General features: G+C 47.3%; 13 protein-coding genes and 1 pseudogene. 5 read left to right on the forward strand and 9 right to left on the reverse strand.

The genetic code is table 11. The features are described from left to right. Positions 1–3: 3 nt before the first annotated feature. Positions 4–372 carry a DUF4190 domain-containing protein gene (locus QMK20_RS19095; RefSeq protein ID WP_283652885.1) on the reverse strand — a complete coding sequence of 123 codons (369 nt, stop codon included), beginning with the start codon at positions 370–372 and terminating at the stop codon, positions 4–6. 759 nt (positions 373–1,131) lie between these two features. On the opposite strand from QMK20_RS19095, the gene QMK20_RS19100 reads away from it, so the two are divergent. Both QMK20_RS19100 and QMK20_RS19105 read left to right on the forward strand, forming a co-directional pair. After that, positions 1,132–2,490 (forward strand): DUF6055 domain-containing protein, encoded by a 1,359-nt coding sequence (locus tag QMK20_RS19100; RefSeq protein ID WP_283652886.1) that lies wholly within the window; start codon positions 1,132–1,134, stop codon positions 2,488–2,490. 476 nt (positions 2,491–2,966) lie between these two features. Continuing rightward, positions 2,967–3,554, forward strand: a complete 588-nt coding sequence (locus tag QMK20_RS19105; protein WP_283652887.1) for a hypothetical protein — start codon at positions 2,967–2,969, stop codon at positions 3,552–3,554. 17 nt (positions 3,555–3,571) lie between these two features. On the opposite strand, the gene lpdD is transcribed toward QMK20_RS19105, so the two are convergent. The 5 genes from lpdD to QMK20_RS19130 form a co-directional block, all read right to left on the reverse strand. Further along, positions 3,572–3,922: a prenylated flavin chaperone LpdD gene (lpdD, locus tag QMK20_RS19110; protein WP_283652888.1), complete on the reverse strand. Its 351-nt coding sequence runs from the start codon at positions 3,920–3,922 to the stop codon at positions 3,572–3,574. Between the two features lie 179 nt (positions 3,923–4,101). Next, on the reverse strand, positions 4,102–9,606 hold the full coding sequence (locus QMK20_RS19115; RefSeq protein WP_283652889.1) for a S8 family serine peptidase: 5,505 nt from the start codon (positions 9,604–9,606) through the stop codon (positions 4,102–4,104). Between the two features lie 643 nt (positions 9,607–10,249). Then, positions 10,250–11,860, reverse strand: coding sequence for a S8 family serine peptidase (locus tag QMK20_RS19120; RefSeq protein WP_283652890.1), 1,611 nt, complete (start codon positions 11,858–11,860; stop codon positions 10,250–10,252). A gap of 593 nt (positions 11,861–12,453) precedes the next feature. After that, a complete protein-coding gene (locus QMK20_RS19125) occupies positions 12,454–14,238 on the reverse strand; it encodes a SulP family inorganic anion transporter (protein ID WP_283652891.1) in 1,785 nt (594 codons plus the stop codon). A gap of 30 nt (positions 14,239–14,268) precedes the next feature. Next, positions 14,269–14,598, reverse strand: a complete 330-nt coding sequence (locus QMK20_RS19130) for an ArsR/SmtB family transcription factor (protein ID WP_014282840.1) — start codon at positions 14,596–14,598, stop codon at positions 14,269–14,271. 575 nt (positions 14,599–15,173) lie between these two features. Between QMK20_RS19130 and QMK20_RS19135 the strand changes: the two are divergent. Together QMK20_RS19135 and QMK20_RS19140 are read left to right on the forward strand one after the other, a co-directional pair. Next, positions 15,174–16,632, forward strand: a pseudogene (locus QMK20_RS19135) (RtcB family protein). After that, positions 16,633–17,913, forward strand: coding sequence for an AAA family ATPase (locus QMK20_RS19140; protein WP_283652892.1), 1,281 nt, complete (start codon positions 16,633–16,635; stop codon positions 17,911–17,913). Positions 17,914–17,988: 75 nt separating this feature from the next. On the opposite strand, the gene QMK20_RS19145 is transcribed toward QMK20_RS19140, so the two are convergent. From QMK20_RS19145 to QMK20_RS19155, 3 genes are all read right to left on the reverse strand, one after another. Beyond that, positions 17,989–18,741 carry an amino acid ABC transporter ATP-binding protein gene (locus QMK20_RS19145; protein ID WP_283652893.1) on the reverse strand — a complete coding sequence of 251 codons (753 nt, stop codon included), beginning with the start codon at positions 18,739–18,741 and terminating at the stop codon, positions 17,989–17,991. A gap of 13 nt (positions 18,742–18,754) precedes the next feature. After that, positions 18,755–19,423 (reverse strand): amino acid ABC transporter permease, encoded by a 669-nt coding sequence (locus QMK20_RS19150; protein WP_283652894.1) that lies wholly within the window; start codon positions 19,421–19,423, stop codon positions 18,755–18,757. Between the two features lie 74 nt (positions 19,424–19,497). Beyond that, on the reverse strand, positions 19,498–20,349 hold the full coding sequence (locus QMK20_RS19155; protein WP_283652895.1) for an amino acid ABC transporter substrate-binding protein: 852 nt from the start codon (positions 20,347–20,349) through the stop codon (positions 19,498–19,500). A gap of 297 nt (positions 20,350–20,646) precedes the next feature. Between QMK20_RS19155 and QMK20_RS19160 the strand changes: the two genes are divergently transcribed. Then, complete coding sequence (locus QMK20_RS19160) at positions 20,647–21,948, forward strand: MFS transporter (protein WP_283652896.1); 1,302 nt, start codon at positions 20,647–20,649, stop codon at positions 21,946–21,948. Positions 21,949–22,001: the final 53 nt, after the last annotated feature.

Consider the following 22,001-nt stretch of genomic DNA (forward strand, 5'->3'; position numbering starts at 1 on the left):
TCATTAAATGTCGGAAAACGGATTGTCGCCACTTGAGGCTGCTAAAACAAAAACAACGACTATGAAAATGATGATCAATGCATAGATCAGTGTTCCGATAATGCTGCATACCAATCCGGCAATAGCCATACCCCTGCCTTGTTCGCCATGACGGTTAATTTCCTTCAGGGAAAGACTGGACAAAATGATACCGATGATGCCGATAATGAACCCCAGATAGGGAATGACGACAGCTAGAATACCGAGCACCATCGAAGCAACAGCTTTACTGTTTGTAGGCGGAAGCTGTGGGGGCGGATTAAATGGGGCGTTATAACCATTCGTCTCCTGAAAAGGATCGGACGATTGGGGGTCTTTGTATAAATTACTCATTTGTCTGATTCAGCTCCAATATGTAAAATAACAATATATACGTTCTAGGGTACCACAATCTTACAAATCAGGACAGTACTTATTTCAAAAAATGATGGTTATCTTTTAAAGCCATATGCAATTCTGATTAAAGTTCACAATACATTTTACCGCAATACGTCTGTACTTAATTGTCGAGATCATTGGCCTTTATATAAAATGTAGTCAAGAGCTAAAGAAGCTTAGATGCACTAATATCCTCACTCTTTGGCAACAGCCGCTTTGAAGAGTGGTCGCCAATAGGTTGTAGCATGAAATGGACTGTTACCTTACCAAAGTAGGGCAGCGGTCTATTTCTTTTTCTTTTGGTACAATTCAACAATAATGGTGACGATCGGCACCCAAACCTTCAGCAGTCTCACGTAGAGGACCCAAATTAGCACAATGATCTAGAAAATAGACAAGAGCCACTGTCCTTATAATTATAACATCAGGTCTATATGAGTATACGCAACGATAATAGTAATCTTCTTTTTCTATATCTGTCCATTCGCCAACTCGAATCCAGCAGCAAAAAAATCAAAACCTCTTATCCTTAAATTTGATTTTATCAAGGTACTAAGTAATATTCTCAGCTAAATCAATTTGATTTCGCAGGCTGTTCTTTTATTATTGGAAAATAATATAAAACATTAAAATATTTTCATTTCAGCATCGAGGAATTTGCGTTATTATATAAAAGAAATCAATATACTACATTAATGTAAAGGAGTGTTAATTATGAAAAAGCTAGTATGCTGCTTGTTAATGGTTTTATTATTATTGAATGTAACAAGCTATGGGGCAGTAGCTGATTTACTAGGCACTGCCAAAACGGCAAAAGCTGAAGGTTATGAAAGCGTTATCACTACAGAAAGTACGAAGAATACAAACGAATACAAGGCAAGAGATGCTTTTTATTCTTTATCTGATTCTTCTGTAAATCGTGCTACCTCCGAGCATTTTCAAATTATTTGGGGAAACAGAGATACAACTGGAACAGTAAATAGGGATTTTGTTCAAGGCAACTTGGCCAACCTCGAAAGTATCCGTTCATTTTACATGGATAAATTTGGATTGGGGGATATCGGAACTTCTCCAAATTTAACTGGAAAATATAAAACGAACATTTACATTGCGAGCACTGGACTGAAAAAGATTGACGAAGATTGGGCTTATATGTCAGTAGACAACGATGCATTTGCTTACATGGTCATGATGCCGGCTGCGATGCGTGTAGACCCACCAAGCTGGGTAGTTCCTCATGAATTAGGCCATGTATTTACCTATCATAATGGAGGAGAGGTCCCTTATGAGTGGTATGAAGCGGTAGCTAACTTCTTGCGTAATGAATATTTGGGTAGCGATTACTACAGTTATGGTGGAACGGTATATGGTCCAGACTCTGACTTTTTTGCCCCCTTTATACTGAATTCGGAATCACATTTTCCACATGTAAAGAATTGGTACGATGCATGGCCTATTCTCCTGTATATTAATGAAAATCCAGATCACATCAACGGACTTGGCCATCGAGCAATGTTGGATTTATTGTCTTACGGCGGAAAAGATACGACCTACTTTGAATCTATGGAAAAGGTAACTGGAGTTTCTACTAAAGAATTACTGGGTGGAATGGCAAGAAGATTGGTAACTATGGACTTCAAGAGCCAACAATATTATTTGAAACATTTAGATGAACTTTTGAGAACTAACGGCAATTATGAAAAGATATATACAACACTGAAAAGTGGTAAAGGCGGCTGGATGACCGTCCCTGAAAACAAGGCTCCACAACAGACAGGCTACAACATTGTTCCTTTAGATGTTGATTTGAGCAAAGCTTCCGTTACCATTGATTTCCAAGGAACAAGCACAGCAAAAGGCGCTGATTGGAGAGCAAGCATTGTTACCGTAACGCATTCGGGGGATACCCGATATTCTACAATGTGGAACAAAGGGAAAAATTCATTGAATTTGCAAGGAGATGAAAAATCTGTTTATTTGGTTGTATCCGCAACTCCAGATGAAATTAAACATTTTAATATTGAAGAGGATGGTGAAACTTATCCTTATAAAGTAAAAGTAACAACAAAGTGATTGTGGATAATAATCATATTGTGGTTGAATGAAAAGCTTATCTAGGGTAAATATCAGAGTTTACGAAAAAAAGTGAATAAATGCCTGAACAATGGCACTGGTATCAAAATACCAGTGCCATTGTTGTTAGTATGCTCTGAAAATAATCTTTGGGAATTGAATACACAGCAGCTTCACTAATGTTATCCATCGGGATACATCCAAAGGTAGTTTCTGAGATATGGGGTCATACAAGTGTAACTATAACATTAGATACTTATTCACATTTATTAAACAAGAAAGCGATAGAGACATCACTAGAAATTGAAGAAAAATTCTATGATCAGAAATTCGACCAATAAATTTTAAAAACAGTTAATTATTAGCAACAAAATATGGATACATAATCACTTTTCGTAGTGATCGGGCATACAGTATTTTACCTATTACTGATAAAATGCGCTCCCTGAGAGCATCCTGCCTAGGAGGTCGGAGCTATGGTATATCGTGCAACATCCCGCAGAAGGTGTTCGCCTCACAAACGCTTAAATGCTGACATGCTCAGGAAAATATCCGCCGCCATGCTGCCATTTTACAAAGCTATTGCCACCCGTCGTTCTTTCGCCGTTCAATGGTCACGTGCTGTAGTGCATGGCAATTTGGATCGGATGAAGGCCCTTCTCTGCTCGGTAGCGCCATTTGCTGCCAAGCAAGGACTGGGCACGAATGGCATCGGCTATTTTATCTCCTTCTTGGCCCAGCCACCAATGCTGTATTATACGAACGGAACGACGATTCCACCCGGTACAGTCCAGTTTACATTTGAGCCGAGGGTTCACCGCGCCATCGCCAGAGCCGTTTTTCCGCTGTATCTCGAATTGGCACGCAATCGATGCTTTGCTTCTGCTTTAGCCAAAGCCATCAACCAGAAAGACCAGCGTGCGGTTACTCTGATGATCCGCAGCTTGATTCCATCCACTGCACTGAAATCCGTACAAATCGAGGATCATGGCTTTGCTTTGCTTTTTAAGTATCCTTACAGTAAATATCCATACCGAAATCTGCTCATTCAGGAGTTTTCTTAAAAAGGTCGCTACAGTCGTTACAGACGTTTTTGCTTGAGTTGATCGATCAGCTCTTTACCCAATTGTATAGCCATTTCCGTCAACATTCGGATTTCGTCCTTCGTTACATGGTCCATATGCGCCCCGCAGCAAATTGCAAAGTTACCCGCAAACTCTTTTCGCAAACGAACGGCAATTTCTTCGGTAATATAAAATTCCTTGTGGGCTTGCAATTGAACGGTTTGGATCGGCTCCAGTCTGGCGCCTGCTGTAATCGTTCCCAGATGCGGCTGATCGCCGCCGGAAATAAGTACGACCATGTCCTCTCCCATAAAATAGGCATCCAGCACAAGGCGGATACGCCCGCTTTCTTTTTGCAAATGAATCATATGATTCTCTCCTGTCTAAAAAATAGTATTGTGAATAGATTCACTTTATATGTTTCTATTCATTCTATCGCTTCCAGACCTGTTCCACAATTCAAAAAGACCCACAGCAGACCTCCGAAAATGGTGGCTTGCTGTGGGTCTTCTGTTGTTATTTTAAAAGAAACATTCCGTGTACCTTATTAACGGATCGTGATGGTATGCGCAGCTTTTCCGCTTGCGCCATTATTATCTGTCACCGTCAGCTCCACGGTATACGTTCCGGCTGTGGTAAATTTATGCTTTACCTTGGAGCCGGACGCTGTATCGCCATCGCCGAAGTTCCAGCTATAGCTGACGATTTCACCGTCTACATCACGTGAGGCTTTTCCGTTAAACTGAACGTTCTTGTTCTTCTTGGCTGAATCATTCGCCTGAATGATTGCAACTGGTTTCTCGTTAGAGGTCGGTGGATTCGGATCAGGGTCCTGCCCTCCACCCTTCGTTACATACAATCTTCCGGGTGCTTCCGTCTCCACTTCATTTCCTGCTGCATCCCTTACCCGGATCACGATGACTCCGCCTTCCAGGCTCAGAGAAGAGGAAGTGAAGTAAGTTCCTTCATAATGACCTGACGAAGTTTCGTTTAATGGAATTTCGTTTCGGGCCAAGGTGGTCAGATTGAAAGGCAATTCCACACGGAAGGATGCCTCCAATCCGGACGCACTGTCGAAGGATACCTGCACCGGTTGCCCTGGAGTGATACGCACATCCTCAGCAGGACTGATATTTTCCAGCTTCGGCAAGGCTGTATCGACATACACCGAACGGGTAACCGTAGTTACGTTCTCGGCAAGATCCTTGGCCGTTACCGTAATTTGATTTTCCCCTTCATTGATGAGCAACCGCTTGTTAAAGCTGCCGTCGCTTCCAAATTCGGCTGGCTCCCCGTTAATCGTCAAGTTGGTGAGGAACTCATCATACACCGTACCTGTTACACTGACGACACCCGCATTTGTACGGGCTCCTTCATCTGGCGAAGTCAAGATCAGACCCGGTTTAGTCTGGTCAAGTATGACGACCACAGGCTCGGAACGATCTGTTGCTTTGCCGTATACCGCCGCCTGAACACTCAGTGGATTGGCACCCGGCTGAAGATCGACTGCCAGACTGAACTGGCGATCCTTCACCTTGGTTGTACCAGCCAGTTCATTACCGTTAAAAAGCTGGATATCCGCTCCGTCTGCCGGGGAAGTACCTGTAACGGTGATTGTCTCTTCCTTCGTATACGTTGCCTTGGTCGGTGTTGTAATCGTTGGCGCATTAACCGGATATCTGACGATCGCCCGGATCATGTAATTGCCCTCATCCTCCGGTGATTGGCTCCATGCGCCGCTTACACCTTGCCAGCTACGAAGCGCATTGGGTCCACTCTCGTCTGTAGCAAGACCCGGAGCTTGCGTGCCTGCGCTTGGCTGCGTATAGACGATATAGAAGTCGCCTTGAACCGTTACGGGTTCAGGGAATTGTACGGTCGTCCACTGTGTTTCATCCCGAACGGCTGTGCCATCAAATGGACCAGCCAGCAGACGTCCCGGTGCACCTGCCGCACCAGATGCATCATATACGGAGTATTTGAACGCCGTTCCTCCCGGATTCGGGAAGGTTGAATTCCAGAACAGAAGCGACGCTCCTGTCACTTGAGCCACCTCTGATTCAGGTGTCATTCTGACTGCCCAGGAGTTGCCTGCCGCGTTAAAGGCTCTGGCATTTTCTCCGGTACCGTCATCGTAAGCGATGCCCCCCTGGAAGCCGATAAATGGCTTCAATGCGACATTCGCTTCCACACTGCCGTTCGGAGGTGCTGTGATCGTGACACTGTCGCTGTAATAATTTTCTGCTGCAATGGATAATGTATATGTCCCTTCCAGCACATCCAGCGTAAATTCTCCAGCCTCATTGGTTTCTACCGGAGCAATGCGTGCATCCTCCAGCACAAGCACTTTCGCTTTTCGGATCGGTTCACCGGATTGCTTATCGGTAATGACTCCGTGAATCGTACCATGAGGTACCGCTTGGAGACTAAAGTTCGCTCTGATTACTTTATTATTCTCAATCGTGACCTGCTTCGTTTGAGGCTCATAGCCATAGGCTTCAGCCTTCAGCGTATAATCGCCTGCTACGTGAATGAAGCTGTATTTACCTGTGGTCGGATCGGTTTTCACCGAACGTCCGGTTTCCAGTACGGTAACTGTGGCGCTGGCAGGAAGACTTTCGAGACCGACACGTCCACTGTCCACCGTTGTTTCCGTCGGCTTCACTTTTTCCTGGAATTCACTCTTTTCGGTGCTTGTAATTTTGTACAGTGGGAATTGTTCTTCCGCTTTTTCCAGTTTGATATTCGACTCAGGTACTACATCCTTGGTCACTGTCGAAGCTGGAATGCCCAGTACACGGAAATCGTCAATGTACCAACCGTTTTTGTTCACACTGTTATCCGATTTCAAGCGGAAGCGAATTTGAATCTCATTGCCGGTATAGCTATCCAGATTGTAGTAAACTGGAGTCCATTTTTTCCCATTAGTGTTATGAGAGAATTTGCCCAGCTCGGTCCAGGTGTCGCCATTATTTTTGGACACTTCTACATAACCGAAGTCATAGCCGGACTCAATTTCAAACCAGTGGTTGAAGGTAAGTGTTGCGTTCCGCACACCATTCAAATTAATTTTTGGAGAAACCAGCGAAAAGTCAGCTCCGCTCTCATAGTTACTATCGAGATCGGTTGCCCATACGTTTGGTCTGGATACTGCACTCTCTGGTCCCACTTCTGTGGGGATGCCACGTTCCCATTCATCCTTGGTACCAGAATGAGTCCAGCCGTTATCCGAGTTGCCATCAAACGAATCGCTATACAGCGTATCCGGCACTTCTACTCTCAGTGAAGCCTCATTCGACTTGGCTCCCTCGTTACCACTGTAATCCTCGGCCGCCACTGCATAATGATAGGTCGAGCCGCTGACCGTGATTGTATCGGTGAAGGTCAGTCCAGAGGTTGTACCCAACGAAGTATAATTTTTGCCCGATTGGGTGGAGCGATACACCTTATACTGCTTCACGTCTTCATCGGATGAAGCATTCCAGGCCAGCGAGACGTTGCCGACTGTATCCGCTTCAGCAGTCAGATTACTTGGCGCGGCAGGTGCAACGGTATCCGGCTCCTGAATCGACAGATCGTCGATATACCAGCCATCTTTTACAACCGTATTATCACTTGTAAAGTTGAACAGAAGGTATACCTTCTGACCTGCAAATGCTCGCAGATCGAGATATTGTGTTTTCCAGCCGTTGCTGGTGCCTGTAAATGATAATACCTGCTCAAATGCATTCTGATTGTTGGCGGTGGCTACATACACCTTGCCCAAATCAGAATTGTTTTCAATATCGTACCAATGCTTGAAGCTGAGCAACGCCCCTTTGGGACTATTGGTCAGATCAATCGGAGGAGCGAGGAAATAGCTGTTAGAGTTGGACGCATATTTGCCTTCGAGATTGGTCGCAAGGACCTTCGTTCCCGAATGTGCGCTTCCGGGGCCACTTACCGGGGTTCCCCATTTCCAGACACTACCCTGTCCACCGACATTGATACCAGCAATATCCTTTTCAAAATCCTGTGTATAGCCAGGTTTGACGCCTTTGGAGACATTAACCTTGTACACTTCGGTTTCAAAACCGTTATTGCCGTAATCATTCACGCGAATATAGTATTCCAGACCGACGCTATCCACCAAGAAAGTCGGGATGGACGCTTGATATGTACCGTCTTTGCTGTCGCCGGAGGTCCGTTCCAACGGAATATATACATAGTTTGACGTACCCGCTGTTTTGGCAAAGGCCTCAACTGCTGTCACCCCGACATTATCCGTTACATGAGCAGTCAGAGGTATGTCAATGCCCTCGAATGCCGCAGCAGACGGTGTATGCTCCAGAACAGGCGCTTCCAGATCATCTCCACCTGTTACAACTTTACCGGATACGGAGCCCAAGCCCTGAACGACAGAGCCGACTGCATCCAATGCATTAATGACACCATGTCCGTAGCCATTGTTCGGAGAGGTCGGATATGTGCTATCCGTGCGTGGTGTAGCTGTATTTTCCAGAATTTCTTCCAGTTGATCCACGGTAAGCGAATGATTCGCTTGCAGCAACAGAGCCGCAAGTCCCGCTACATGAGGGCCCGCCATGGAAGTTCCGTTATATCCGCCTTTATAAGCACCGCCAGCAACGGATGATCGAATATTTACACCCGGTGCAGAAACTTCGGGCTTCACTTCGCCATATGGCGACGGTCCCAGCAGTGAGAAGCTAGCCAGCTTGTCATTAAGATCGGTTGCTCCAGTGGCAAAGGATTCCGGATAGTTAGCCGGATTCGCTACCGATCCAGGACCGCCCGGATTGGAAAGGGAAGTATTACCTGCGGAGAATTCAGGGAATATCTGTGCATCCCGCCATGCTTGAACCACAGGTCGGAACCATTCATCGAGGCCGGGTCCGCCGCCCCACGAATTGTTCACCACGTCCGGTGCAAGCTCGGGATGAAGATTGCCTTGGGCATCCCTTGGCGCAAGCAGCCATTGACCGCCGTCGAGTATAATTGCATCCGTCGTTTCCGGATTAAAAATCCGAACGGCAATCCACTTCGCGCCAGGCGCAACGCCGACCCGGTTCGTTCCATTTTCCTCGGAGCCGACCATCGTTCCCATCGTATGCGTACCGTGGGAATCCGCTTCCTGATCGACCGGCAACGTCGCATGACTATGCGGATCGTACCAGCTCAGCTCGGGATTCACGACATTGCCTGCCGCGTCCAGACCGCGCCATTTGCGATGCAGGGCCGGATGAGTATAGTCTACGCCTGTATCGAGATTGGCCACGACGATTCCGGTTCCGTCGATTCCTTGTTCCCATACTTGCGGTGCATTAATATGTGATATATTCCATTCCACGGTAGACGGGTCTACAGCGTTCTTACCTGCATTGTCTGGCTTCGCCGATGTTTTACTATCGTCCTTTTCCAGCTCTACTGCTTTCTCTGCGGTTGCAGATTTTGCCGTGTCCACTGTCGCTGTTTCAGCAGTTTTGGCTGCTGTTCCCTCTGCCTGCTTGTCAACTGTCGCCTTTTGCAGATAACGTGTTTCATTCGGCAAAATTTTGTCTACCTCAGGCAGCTGCGAAATATGGTCCAGCACCTCCTTGGTGCTTGTGACCGCCAGGGCATTGACAATAAAGTAGCTTTTATATTCCTTCACTCCGCCGCTCTCTGATTGTTTATCCAAATAATTTTCAAGCCCGTATTGGGTTCTTGAAGCGGTTTCACGCAGAGAGCTGATCACATTGCTGCGAACAGCCATTTTGGCGGCAGAGGGTGTTATTTTCTCAAGCGAGGCCTTTTGGAGAGCATTTTTGGAAACCTTGTTCGTGTCTACCTGTTCTTTTAATTTGACCAGATAGGTTACATAGTTGTTCTCCTCAAACTGTTTGGTCAGTTTAGGGGATACCTTCGCAGTCGTTACTTTGTGCGCAGCTGATTTCAACTCCAGCTTGGAGCCATCCGGTGTGTTATTCGCCAAAGCGGGTTGAACAAAAGAAAAGGCCATAAGCAAAGATAGTCCGATAGATAGTGGTTTCTTAAATCGTTTAGGTTTAATCAATTACTTCTCCACTCCTTTTACTAGGTTTAATATTTCTGGTATAACCTGTACGAGAGTAAGACCTCATGCCTTCTTGCCTTCACATCAAATCTACGGGCTGTACAACATGATATGGTTGGCAACCACCTCCTTCATAGAATATAGAGGTCAGCATTTTGCATCATTCGATCCCCAACGCTCGAAAGTACAATTTGAAATCGCTCTTGGGATTGTTGCAAAATGCTCAGGTATAAAACGATTTGGATTTTCTTAGGTGAGTTTATTTCATAGGTGAATGTATTTCATAGATGAGTTTGTGAATCAAAGATAACATGCGATGAAATTCAGCAGATACCAAGGAGAACAAGCAGGAGAATGTCGAAGAGAGAACATGCTATAACACGACATGTTATATCGTTACATTTTATATTAAAAATTGATATAAAAACATATATTATGGATAGTATATAGTTATCAAAACAGATATACAAGTGATTTTTTTGCAATTTCCTTGAAATTTATAATTTTTGTATTTTCTATGTACGAAAACCCCTTTGTAGCGGCTGCGTTAATGTTGCATTACACGGTTAGCAGGTGTATGCAATCTCTGGACGAGCCGCTCCAAGGGATTTCCGAAGTCTTTCTAAAGAACGATCAGATCATTCTAGTTAAGTACCGAATTGACCGCAGCCAACGCGTCGATCAGGCCATATCCATAGCCGTTATTCGGTGAAGTTTTATATTGGCTGTCTGTCAGCGGCGTCGCTGTTTTCGAAATAACATCCTCCAGTTGGTCCACTGTCAAGGATGGCTTGGCCTGAAGCAGCAATGCCGCTAATCCGGCCGTATGCGGGCCTGCCATGGAAGTACCGTTCCAGCCCCCCTCATATACTCCGCCAGGAACAGAGGAACGGATGTTTACCCCAGGAGCCGATATTTCAGGCTTCACTTCGCCATATGGAGAAGGACCGCGCAACGAGAAGCTGGCCAGCTTGTTGTTGACATCAGTCGCTCCAGTGGCATAAGCTTCCGGCAGATTCGCCGGATTGGCTACAGACCCAGGACCGCCCGGATTTGACAGAGTCGTGTTACCTGCAGAGAACTCAGGGAAAATCTGTGCCGCTCTCCACGCTTTGGTGACAGGACGATACCATTCATCCAGCCCAGGTCCGCCACCCCATGAGTTATTCACCACATCCGGTGCAAGCTCAGGATGCTTCTTGCCATTTTTGTCTACTGGAGCCAGCAACCATTGACCTCCGTCCAGCAGAATGGAATCTGTCGTGCTCGGGTTGAACACTCGAACAGCAATCCATTTGGCACCGGGAGCAACCCCGATTTCATTCGTACCGTTACTATCCGAGCCAACGCTCGTACCAATCGTATGTGTACCGTGTCCATTTGAATCTGTTGGCAGTGATGCTCCATTAACCGCATCATACCAGCTCAGCTCTGGATTCACGACTTGACCGGAAGCATTCAAGCCGCGCCATTTTCTTTTCAGCGCCGGGTGAGTGTACTCTACGCCTGTATCGAGATTGGCAACGACAACCCCTTTGCCGTCAATGCCTTTAGCCCAAACCTGTGGTGCTTTAATTTTGGAAATATTCCATTCGGCTCGGCTCGGCGTTACAGCATCCTTATATACGGATTCCTCCACGGATTTTTGTGCATTCTCTTCCGTTACAGCCGTGTCTACAGCAGCTTGTTCGGCTGTCGCTTCCTCGACTGCTGGCTGGGCATCCTTATCTATTTCAACCTTTTGCAGCTCCCGCGTTTCATCCGGTAAAATTTTGTCTACCTCAGGAAGTGTGGCGAGATTATCCAATACCTCCTTGGTACTCGTTACCGCAAGCGCGTTCACGATAAAGTAGCTCTTGTACTTTTTGACGCCTCCGTTATTGACTTCCTTCTTTAAGTATTCTTCCACAGGCTGTTGAGATTTTTCAGCAGTATCAATGAGAGAGTTCACAACCGTTGTACGTACAGAAAGCTTAGCGGCAGCCGGAGAAATCTGGTCTGCGGAAGCCTTTTGGAAAGCATGCTTGGCAACCGACTCTGTATCTACCTGATCTTTTAATTTGACCAGATAGGTGACGTACTCGCTGTCACTGAATTGCTGGTTCAGCTTGGCTGAAACCTTGGCGGAAATGGTCGAAGCTCCTGCCGCGGTGGTTGTGCTTGCATCTCCGTACACCGGAGAAATCAGAGAAAAAGCAAGAATAGCAGTAAAACTAGCCGATAACGTCTTTTTGATATTTTTCGACTTAATCAATACTTTCCATCTCCCTTTACTTGGTTTTATGGTTCTCAAGAATAACCTGCCGACAGCCACGTGAAAAGCTCACAAAATAGCCTTTGGCCCTCACCTCCTTCAAAAAATATAGATTCTAGCATGGAATCCATAGGTCATGATTCTGTGGTGAACAACCAAGAGGGCAGGACCGAAAGAAACAGTAATCCTTCGGGCAAAGGTGACCGCTGATGCTCGTACAGCACCATTCTGCCTACCTCGTTCCCATGTAAATTTTTAAAATTCAGCTTATATCGCTTTGGAAAAAGTAAGAGAAAAACGTGAAGAAAAAGTAGGGTAGGAAGCTAGAAGTTATCGAGGGGTTTAATATCTGTGCATTAAAAACCAAATTAAAACAAAAGAATGATACAATTGGTATCTTTTGAATCTAGTATAATGTCATAAAAACAGATATACAAGCATTTTTTTGAATTTTTTCCCTTTTTCTTCGAAAACAAAAAACCTCTTCCGTTTTTACGAGCAGGTGCTAATCTTGAGGGCGCACCGCTAATCGTAAAAATAAAAGAGATTTTTCAGCATTCGTTCTGCACTCCAATAGAAGAGTTCAGAGAGGGCTATCTGCCGCTGTTTACAGGTATGGGAACCGGAACAGCTCCATCCGAAATGGATGGTTTTGATAGTGCTTGCGATCTACCGCATAGAGCAGCACATTCCCGAAAAGCCATTTGGCTGCACCCGCGACATGCATCCCGATCCACCAGTGCTATGGCTGCCGTGAGGGCTTCTCCTGTATGCTCGAAAAAATGCTCATGTCCGATCATGTCGTAGCATCCGGTTTTGTGAAGTAATGCCAGAGGCTGCGGCTGAAGGCCGGAAACAAGCACCGTTCCACCGGATTTCCGATATTTCTGAATCAATGTGGTAAAGTTAGATTCTCCTGTCATATCCATAAAGGGAACCTTACCCATACGCAGCAGCAAAATCCCTTGCTGGCGGTTAGCCTGACCTCCCATCCCCGAATTTTCCAATGCCGAAGCGGCACCAAAAAATAGAGGGCCTTCCACACTATAAATCGCCACCTGTGGGCAATCATGCTGCTCTGTTACCATATGGGCACCGACTTTTTCATGCTTAACGGAAGGATCGGGTAGTACCTTATCCACTGAAAGTGCACTGCTCATACGCTTGACGAACAGCACAACGGCCAGAATCAGACCTACTTCAACAGCCGTGGTCAGCGTCGTAAATACTGTCAGTAAAAAGGTGACAACCAGTACGATAGAGTCCGCTGTCCGCGTCTTGAGGATGTGTGCAAAATGTTTGCGCTCGCTCATATTCCAGGCGACCACCATCAACACCGGAGCCATACTCGCCAGCGGAATATTGGATGCATACGGAGCAAAAACCACCAGAATGAGCAGTACAATTAAGCCGTGTACAATACCCGACATGGGAGACACGGCACCACTGCGGATATTTGTGGCTGTGCGTGCAATCGCCCCCGTCGCAGGAATGCCGCCAAATAGCGGTGTGAGCAAGTTGGCAACACCCTGTCCGACCAGCTCACGATTGCTGTTATGCCGGGCTCCTGTCATGCCGTCAGCAACCACTGCCGAAAGCAGGGATTCGATAGCTCCCAGCATTGCGATGACAAGTGCGGGCGGCAGCAGCTTCACAATCAGGTCCCAGGTCACGCTTGGAACATGCAGCTCAGGCAGAGATGCCGGAATTGCGCCGTATGCGGAGCCGATCGTTGCCACCTGACCCGGAAAAAGCCAGGTTGCCACCAACGTGGATAAGAGCAAGCCAACGAGTGAACCGGGTACCTTGGGCCATTTTTTAGGCACCAGAATGAGGGCGGCAAGACAGATACCCGCCGTCAGAATACTGTACACATTCAGTGAAGGCAGGCGATGGATCAGCTCTGCCATAGAAGGCAGAAACGTTTCATGCCGCTCTACTCCGCGCAAGCCGAGAAAGTTAGCAATCTGACCGCTGAAAATCGTCACGGCAATGCCCGCCGTAAAGCCAATCGTTACCGGCTTGGGGATGAACTTAATTAACGCGCCTAGCCTCAGCACGCCCATTAAGATGAGCATAATCCCCGCCATAAAACCGGCTATGAGTAAATTCTCATAACCGTACTGCATGACAATAGCCAGCAAAATCGGAATAAAAGCGCCCGTCGGTCCGCCAATCTGAAATTTGGACCCTCCCAACAGTGAAACCAAAACTCCTGCCACAATGGTCGTGTACAGCCCGTATTCCGGCTTTACTCCTGATGCAATGGCAAACGCCATACCGAGCGGAATTGCCACAATTGCCACGATACTTCCGGAAATCAGGTCCTTTCGCAAAGCTCCTGCGTTATATCCCTCGAACCTTCCCATCCACTTCATCCTCTGTAACCCTTCTTTTCTGTAGTAGCATTACTTCTCGTTCCGAATACCCTCCAGCAACGAGATCGCTTCGACCAGATGATTGTCAAAAATTTGCCGCGCCACCGCAAGCAGTTCCGTCAAGAGCGGGTCCCGCAACGAGTAAACGACCGTCGTGCCTTCCTTGATGCTGCTCACCAAATTTTTGGCTCGCAACACGGCCAACTGCTGCGATACGGCAGAGCCTTCGGAACCGAGCGCAGTCTGTAGCTCATTTACGTTCCGCTCCCCTTCACTTAACACCTCCAGAATGCGGATGCGCAGAGGGTGAGCCAATGCTTTGAAAAAGTCGGCCTTAAACTTCTGGAGATCCCCTTCCATGCTTGCTCCGTCCCCCTCACAAAAATTGTCCTGTAAACCATCAACAATCTCTGAATATTTGAATATTTAGACAATAACAGGTTTGGGTCATTTGAACTATGATCTAACTCACACTTCACTATGATTAAAGTCACATCTTTCCATTCTCCCTCTTTTCAGGGTTGACAGCTTCCACAGGTTTCCATTAACATAGCAATTAACTTTAGGAAAAGGGGGGCGACAGACATGACTGAGCTTTACATGATGGTGACAGACAGGCAGCATGACAAAACCATATATATGAATTTTCGTCTCATCGGCCCCGTTCGGGCGACATGATGGGTGACATCGCGCTGTCTGACGGCGTGATTAACCAGGCTTTTTTCTGTATTTAATGCTATTGGAAGAACAGGTTATTTTACGTATTAATGATGTATAGATCATGACGTGTAATGACACTTTCGGTGCAGGAAGCCGTAGACGACAAGTCTGCGGCTTTTTTTATTTTCTTTTTTAAAGCTTAATTTGTAAGTAATTTTAGATTTCAGGATTTTGCAAAATCCTGATTTACATGAAGAAGGGAACTATCCAACCATATGAATATACAGCACACAACAGACTCGTTCTTAGAAAAGGGACCATACAGCCATCTTATGAAGCTTCCGGCTGGCGATTTGACCGTATATGCTTCTCAGCAGCTTTTCTCCTCGCTGGATTACAAGGTGTTCGAGATGGCTAATAACAATTTACAAATTCCCGGTATCCGCTATATGGGCTATACTCCGGATGTGCATGTAGGCGTCGGAACCTGCATCGGCACGACAGCGGTATGGGGAATGGAGGACGGCTATGTATCTCCCTCCATCGTCGGCAGCGATATCGGCTGCGGCATGCGCGTACACCTGACAAATTTGCACAAGGATGCCTTGAAGGAAACCAAGCTGCGACGCAAGCTGGTCAAGACCATTGATAAATATTTGCCGATGGAAGCCCACCAGCGGGGACATTATTCAGATATCCGGCTGGAGCATATTGTACGCAAGGGCCTGCATGGGTTACCCAATAAATATATTCCAGACAGCTACACGCCTAAAAAATCAACCTCACTCACCCATGTAGAGCACAGTAAATTCTCATTTGATGAAGAGGTACTTAATCTCGTCGAAGATCGCACGTGGCACCGGGCTCACCGACAGCTTGGCACGCTGGGTGGAGGCAATCATTTCGTTGAAATTCAGGCGATTGAGATTGCCGAGCACAACCGTGAAATAGCCGAAGCCTGGGGAATGTTCGACGGTCAGGTTGCCGTCATGGTCCACTCCGGATCACGTGCCTGGGGTGGAGCGGTCAGCCAAACCAGCTCGTCTGCCATTGCCAAAGCAATGGGTCGCCTTGGGCTTGGTACCTCTGATCCAAGGTTGGTATTTGCCCCCTCTGGAGCATCCCGAAGCTGCGCAGTACATCAATATGATGTACTCGGCGCTGAACTATGCGGTGGTGAACCGACATTTGATCGCTTTTTCCGTGCGTGAAGCCTTCCGTGATGTCTTTGGTACAAAGTGCGAGTTGCGCACCTTGTACGATCTGATGCACAATTATGGTTGGGAGGAATCCCACCCGGATCACGGTAACGTGTTTGTGCATCGTAAAGGGGCTACCCGCGCCCTTCCAGCCGGACATCCCGACAATCCAAAACCTTACCGGGAAACAGGACATCCGGCCTTGATTCCCGGCTCTATGGGGACGTCCTCCTATATTATGGTCGGTCTGCCGGGCGGGCAGGATAACTTCCACTCCATTTGCCATGGAGCGGGCCGTATCCGTTCACGCTCTGCGACCAAACGGCTCGTAAGTGTGGACGATTTTGCCGGAGCACTTGGTGTAGGGACAGACGACGAGATTGTGGTCAATCAGTCATCGCTGGAAAGCATTCTCGACGAATCTCCCCAAGCCTACAAAAATGTAGATGATATTATTGAAAGTGTCACCGGGGCAGGACTCGCAGCCGTTGTAGCTAAATGCAAGCCGCTGGCCGCCCTGAAAGGAGCCAAATAATTGAGTATAGACATCCCAGCTATTTACGAATTTGATGAACGTACAGATGGGCGTATTACCGGCTATGCCGCTTATGCCCGTCTGATCGACGGCATCAGTGAGGCCCTATATAACCGCTATGGCGTAAAATATGAGCTGTATGCCAGCGACGATCCCAATATTGAGTATTGGGACTTGCTGGAGGAGGACATTCGTTCAGGCAGCCCGGATCTGGAGCATGTGGCACGGGTCTTTGATCGCCTGGAGGAACGTACCATCCAATATGACGATGACGGGCCCACTCCAGAATACGGCGTGCACCTGTCTATGCGTAATAATGTATTCGCCTATCCCAAGTGGGGCATCGCGCTGGCGCGGGTTCCCTTTTTCCGTGAAAATGGCGTATATAATGAAGATTACGTATTTGCGACAGGCGATCAGGAACTGCAAGGCTTCCTCGCGGGGGTACGCGGGCGTGAACGCAAGCAGAACATGAAGCGGGTCACCGTCTTTACGGACACAAGCCGCGGATTATCCCGGCAGGCGGAGCCGATTACCCGTGCCATTACGCGGGATGACGTTATTTTGAAAGCGGAAATCAAGCGCGATATTTTCCGTTCACTCGATCAGTTTTTTGAAGCAGATCGTACATTCTATCAGACTTATAATATTCCATACAAACGCGGTATTCTGCTGTATGGCCATCCGGGCAACGGGAAAACGACGCTTGTTAAATCTATTGCGAGCAGCGTACCAGGTCCGGCCGCCTACTGGCAAATTACGGAGTATACAACTAGTGAATCGGTCAAAGAGGTGTTCGAGGCGGCTACCCGTCTGGCTCCGATGGTGCTGGTCATTGAGGATATTGATTCCATGCCGCAGGAGGTTCGTTCCTTTTTCCTGAATACGCTTGATGGCGCTACTTCCAAGGAGGGCATCTTCCTGATCGGAACGACCAATTATCCCGAAAAAATTGATCCGGGTCTGATGAACCGGGCGGGTCGTTTCGATCGCGCCTATGAAATCAGTCTGCCGGACGAAGCGCTGCGACTGGCGTATCTCAAGCTGCGCAACTTCCTTATTTTTGCAGGAGAGACAGGTACACAGAAGGCAGCAGCGATGACTGACGGCTTCTCCCTGGCTCAGCTCGGCGAGCTGTATGTCAGCACTGCTCTGGAATGGCATGAGAGTGGAAAAACAGATATTGAGCTGATTATTAAAGGTATGAGAGGCGAGCTTGATAAGAGCCGTAAGCAGGACTGGTTAAAAAATGTGGCCGAAGGACGCGTTGGATTCTTCTAAATCATCATAAAAAGGAAGAACCTCTGATGCCCATAATGGCGCATTTAGAGGTTCTTCTTTTTTCCAGCTTCATTTTTATTCTGTTTCCCCGCTCAACCGATTTAAAAACTGAATAGCTCGTGAACTGGTGGGCTGCTCCAGAACCTCATGTGGCGTCCCCTGTTCAACGATCACACCCTGATCCATCAAAATCACATGGTCCGCGACCTCAGCGGCAAACTTCATTTCATGGGTGACAATGACCATGGTCATGCCTTCGGCAGCCAGTTGCTTCATAACTTTAAGCACCTCACCTACCAGCTCGGGGTCAAGCGCAGAGGTCGGCTCGTCGAACAATAGCACCTCAGGTTCGACCGCCATTGCCCGGGCAATACCGACGCGTTGCTGCTGTCCGCCCGACAACTGATGGGGATAGGATTCCGCTTTGTCAGCCAGTCCCACCTTTTTAAGCAGCTCCAATGCGCGTTTGCGTGCCTCGTCCTTGTTTTTCTTTTGAACGGTGACTTGTCCCTCCATTACGTTTTGAACTGCTGTCATATGCGGAAACAGGTTGTAGGATTGAAACACCATACCCGTTCGCTTGCGCAGCGCCAAGATGCTTTCCTGCCGCAGCTTCGTTCCTTTGGCAAAATTCAGTGCAATATCCCCCACCTGAATCTCACCCTGATCGGGAACCTCCAGCAAATTCAGACAGCGCAAAAGCGTTGTTTTTCCAGAGCCGGACGGGCCGATGATTACCAGCACCTTCCCTTTATCCAACGTCACATTAACACCCTTCAGCACTTCCAGCGAGCCGAACGATTTGTGTATATTCCGAATTTGGATCACCGTACAATCTCCTTTATCTGACGGAAAAACGGCTCAGCCGCTTCTCCAGGTAATTTTGCAGCACGGTCAATACGGTGCTAAACAGCAGATAAATAACCCCCGCCTCGGTATACACCAATAACGGCTCATACGTGGTGGCTACAATCTGGTTAGCTGTTCTGAACATTTCCACATAGGTGATCGTCGCAGCTAGCGAAGTATCCTTTACCAAACTGATGAAAGAATTCGCTAACGGCGGTACGGACACACGGGCTGCTTGCGGAAGCACGATACGTCGCAGCACTTGCCAGCGCGTCATCCCCAAGGAGTAGCCAGCCTCCCATTGACCTTCCTGAATGGATATGATAGCCGCACGCATAATTTCGGAGCCATAAGCCCCCACGCTGAGCGTAAAGCCGATCACTGAAGCAATGAAAGGGTCCAGCGTAATGCCAACTGAAGGCAAGCCGTAGAAAATAATATACAATTGCACCAGCAACGGTGTTCCCCGAATCACCCACACATAGAAGCCGGAAATCAGCTTAAGTACTTTCCATTTGGACAGTCGAGCCAACGCCGTAACCAGCGCCAGTATCAAGCCCAGAGCAAAAGAGATAAGTGTGAGCGGAATCGTGAAAGAAACCCCTGCTTTCAGCAGAGGCAGTAATGAATCGATAATAATTTGTATCTGGCGATCATCCATTGTGCAGACATCCTTTAAAAAGATAAGTTTGCGAAAGTCCGGTTCGACATGGCGAGACTCCGGTTATTCGTGTGTTATTTGGATACGTCGGCTCCAAAATATTTCTCGGAAATTTTCAGATACGTACCGTCAGCCTTCATGTCAGCCAGCGCTTTGTTGACTTCCTTGATCAAGTCTTCACTGCCTTTATTAAAAACAGCCGCGCTGTGTGAAGCATCTGGAGATTCATCTACCTTTTTGATGGGAGCGTCAGGCTTTTGCTTCTTCAAATCAAGATAGGACAAACCATCATTGACGGTCGCATCCACTCGTTTGGATGTCAGGAGATCAATCGCCTGATTGAATCCATCCGTTGCCACAATTTCCGCGCCATTGCTCTTCGCGATTTGAGTCAGGTTACTGGTCAGGGATTGCCCGGCCTTTTTACCTTTCAGATCAGCAAACTTTTTGATGTCATTATTATCCTCGCTCACGATCAGCACTGCCTTGGAGACAATGTACGGATCGGAGAAATCGTATTTTTGCTTGCGCTCATCGGTAATGGACACTTCATTGAACACCGTGTCAAACCGTTTGGAGTTCAATCCCGCGAATATACCATCCCATTGCGTCTCGATAAACTCCGGCTGTACGCCCAGACGCTTACTTACTTCAGTTGCAATATCGACGTCGAAGCCTGTCAGCTTACCAGCAGCATCATGGTAGGTAAATGGAGCATAGGTACCTTCCGTACCGATTCGCAGCTTGCCGCTCGCTTTTACAGATTCCAAAGTAGCTGTGGCGGTTATATCTGCTTTTCCATTAGTAGACCCGGCATCCCCGGTAGAAGCATTATTTGAATTAGCACCTTTGTCGTTGTTGCCGCAGGCCGAAACCAGCAAAGCCATTACGATCAGTACGACTGGTAAAAATCTAAATTTTTTCATGTTAACCACACTCTTTTCCTTTTTCTTGATAACCTAGCACTTAGCTGGCTCATTGAATAGTACATCATTCATTTTTACACGTCAATGCTTTTATCCAATAATCCCTATGCAAAAGGTGAGCTATAGCATTTCTGGGCCCAAAGTTATCCTAGGTTGACTCATTCATAGACAGACTATTCATTTTATCTATCCTCACAGTAACTTTTTTCTGTACCTTTACGTCCAAGGTTTCGTATAATTGATTTCAATATGAAGATTAGTAATATTTACCTCGTTTTCGATTGAAAGGAAGGCATTATGGAAACCCAAAATTCAACCCTATCCTCTGCTTCACCCGAAGGAAGACGTTCAGCTTGGGCCACCTTCACTTCGCCTTTAAGGCAATCCAAAGCGTTCACTCTTCTGTGGCTTGGACATTGGATCGCTATGCTGGGAACCTCAGTCACCACCGTCATTTTGCCACTGGTTATCTATTCCCTGACGGGCTCGACTACAATCATGGGCCTGGCGATGACTGTCTATATGCTGCCTAACGTGCTTATTCTGCCCTTTGCAGGGATGATTGTAGATCGGATCGACCGAATCCGTCTGCTTCTGTTCACCAACATTGCCCGCTTTGGGCTGATGTTCGCTGCGGCGGTGCTGATGTTTACCGACGGGATGAAACTGCCGTATCTGTTCGTTGGCCTTGCCTTATACGGATTGATGGACGGTATCTTTAATCCGGCTTATTCTGCCCTGCGCGCACAGGTGTTTACGCCGGACATTCGCAATGCGGCTAACGCGCTCAGTCAGATTAGTATTCAAGCCGTCCGCCTTCTCGGCCCTCCACTGGGCGGCTTCATTGTATCCTTCACCTCACCAGGGATCGGCTTTGGTCTGGATTCTGTCGCCTATCTGATATCTTTTGCCTGCTTCTGGATGCTGAGCAGTCATTTGGCCTCGCTCATCGGTGAGCGCCAGGCAAATGCAGAACAACAGGATCAGGAAGGTCAGCATTTTCTCAAAGATTTTATTGCGGGCTTTACGATTCTTAAAAGTCATCCGTGGCTGTGGATTACGATTCTGGCTTTTTCCTTCATTAATATTTGTTACTCAGGCATTATTGCAGTACTCATTCCGTGGCTGTTCAAGGTTCATCATAGCTACAGTCCAGTCGTGTATGGCGTTGCGATGGCAAGTAGCGGCGTCGGCGCTATGCTGGGTGCCTTTGTATACGGGTCGCGCAAGCACTGGAAGCATCGCGGCCTGCTCGCTTACCTCGGGGCTTTTGTCAGCGGGCTTGCTTTATTATTGTTGTCTGTAGTCACCTGGATGCCGGGACTGATTATGAGCATGATGCTTGAAGGGTTCGGCATTATGATATTTGCGATCATTTGGGAAACAAGCCTTCAGGAAATGGTTCCCGCCGAATCCTTTGGCCGTGTAGCCAGTCTGGATCTGATGTTTTCCTTTGCCTTACTGCCCTTAGGCTATCTGGCTGTGGGTTCGATGGCGGACAAGCTTGGCGGCATTTTCACTATCAGTCTGTTTTCAACCGTTGGCATGTGCATCGTGTTGGGCGTTTTATGTGTGCCTCATATCAGGCGGTTTCAATAAAAAAAGCTGCTCCTGCAGGTTCATTTGCGAACCTTGCGGGAAGCAGCTTCTTT

The sequence above is a fragment of the Paenibacillus sp. RC334 genome (genome assembly GCF_030034735.1).
GTDB classification, from domain to species: Bacteria; Bacillota; Bacilli; order Paenibacillales; family Paenibacillaceae; genus Paenibacillus; species Paenibacillus terrae_A.

Coding starts and splice junctions, on each gene's coding strand:
- QMK20_RS19095 (WP_283652885.1), bottom strand. CDS start 372: ATGAGTAATTTATACAAAGACCCCCAATCGTCCGATCCTTTTCAGGAG.
- QMK20_RS19100 (WP_283652886.1), top strand. CDS start 1,132: ATGAAAAAGCTAGTATGCTGCTTGTTAATGGTTTTATTATTATTGAAT.
- QMK20_RS19105 (WP_283652887.1), top strand. CDS start 2,967: ATGGTATATCGTGCAACATCCCGCAGAAGGTGTTCGCCTCACAAACGC.
- lpdD (WP_283652888.1), bottom strand. CDS start 3,922: ATGATTCATTTGCAAAAAGAAAGCGGGCGTATCCGCCTTGTGCTGGAT.
- QMK20_RS19125 (WP_283652891.1), bottom strand. CDS start 14,238: ATGAAGTGGATGGGAAGGTTCGAGGGATATAACGCAGGAGCTTTGCGA.
- QMK20_RS19130 (WP_014282840.1), bottom strand. CDS start 14,598: ATGGAAGGGGATCTCCAGAAGTTTAAGGCCGACTTTTTCAAAGCATTG.
- QMK20_RS19150 (WP_283652894.1), bottom strand. CDS start 19,423: ATGGATGATCGCCAGATACAAATTATTATCGATTCATTACTGCCTCTG.
- QMK20_RS19155 (WP_283652895.1), bottom strand. CDS start 20,349: ATGAAAAAATTTAGATTTTTACCAGTCGTACTGATCGTAATGGCTTTG.
- QMK20_RS19160 (WP_283652896.1), top strand. CDS start 20,647: ATGGAAACCCAAAATTCAACCCTATCCTCTGCTTCACCCGAAGGAAGA.